This is a genomic window from Lysinibacillus sp. NPDC098008 (genome assembly GCF_044760715.1).
Taxonomy (GTDB): Bacteria; Bacillota; Bacilli; order Bacillales_A; family Planococcaceae; genus Lysinibacillus.
Genome location: NZ_JBIWBA010000057.1, coordinates 1 through 1,511, shown reverse-complemented (window position 1 = coordinate 1,511; position 1,511 = coordinate 1). Strand labels below are relative to the sequence as shown.

Sequence of the window (1,511 nt, the reverse complement as noted above, 5' to 3'; positions counted from 1 at the left end):
ACCAACAGCGCGCTTACCCTATCCTCCTGCGTCCCCCCATTTCTCAAACGGTGAGGAGGTGGTACAGGAATATCAACCTGTTGTCCATCGCCTACGCCTATCGGCCTCGGCTTAGGTCCCGACTAACCCTGAGCGGACGAGCCTTCCTCAGGAAACCTTAGTCATACGGTGGACGGGATTCTCACCCGTCTTTCGCTACTCATACCGGCATTCTCACTTCTAAGCGCTCCACCAGTCCTTCCGGTCTGACTTCAACGCCCTTAGAACGCTCTCCTACCACTGACATCGTAGATGTCAATCCACAGCTTCGGTGAATCGTTTAGCCCCGATACATTTTCGGCGCAGCGTCACTCGACCAGTGAGCTATTACGCACTCTTTAAATGATGGCTGCTTCTAAGCCAACATCCTGGTTGTCTGTGCAACGCCACATCCTTTTCCACTTAACGATTACTTTGGGACCTTAGCTGGTGGTCTGGGCTGTTTCCCTTTTGACTACGGATCTTATCACTCGCAGTCTGACTCCCGTGTATAAATATCTGGCATTCGGAGTTTGTCTGAATTCGGTAAACCGGGATGGCCCCCTAGTCCAAACAGTGCTCTACCTCCAGTATTCTCATCACGAGGCTAGCCCTAAAGCTATTTCGGAGAGAACCAGCTATCTCCAAGTTCGATTGGAATTTCTCCGCTACCCACACCTCATCCCCGCACTTTTCAACGTGCGTGGGTTCGGGCCTCCAGTAAGTGTTACCTTACCTTCACCCTGGACATGGGTAGATCACCTGGTTTCGGGTCTACGACCACGTACTACTTCGCCCTATTCAGACTCGCTTTCGCTGCGGCTCCGCCTTCTACAGCTTAACCTTGCACGTAATCGTAACTCGCCGGTTCATTCTACAAAAGGCACGCTATCACCCATGAACGGGCTCTAACTACTTGTAGGCACACGGTTTCAGGTTCTCTTTCACTCCCCTCCCGGGGTGCTTTTCACCTTTCCCTCACGGTACTGGTTCACTATCGGTCACTAGGTAGTATTTAGCCTTGGGAGATGGTCCTCCCGGATTCCGACGGAATTTCACGTGTTCCGCCGTACTCAGGATCCACTCAGGAGAGAACGAACTTTCGACTACAGGGCTATTACCTGCTCTGGCGGACCTTTCCAAGTCGCTTCATCTAACTCGCTCTTTTGTAACTCCGTATAGAGTGTCCTACAACCCCAAGAGGCAAGCCTCTTGGTTTGGGCTCTTCCCGTTTCGCTCGCCGCTACTCAGGGAATCGATTTTTCTTTCTCTTCCTCCAGGTACTTAGATGTTTCAGTTCCCTGGGTCTGCCTTCAAGACGCTATGTATTCACGTCAAGATACTACGCCATTAAACGTAGTGGGTTCCCCCATTCGGAAATCTCCGGATCAAAGCTCACTTACAGCTCCCCGAAGCATATCGGTGTTAGTGCCGTCCTTCTTCGGCTCCTAGTGCCAAGGCATTCGCCGTGCGCCCTTAATAACTTAACCGTC

1 rRNA gene (running past one end of the window) is annotated in these 1,511 nt (G+C 51.8%); it reads right to left on the bottom strand.

Annotated features, from left to right (window positions below):
- Positions 1–1,508: ribosomal RNA gene (locus ACIQVU_RS20130) — 23S ribosomal RNA — on the bottom strand; its annotated part reaches 1,474 nt to the left of the window's first position; the annotation flags it as partial.
- Positions 1,509–1,511 lie beyond the last annotated feature (3 nt).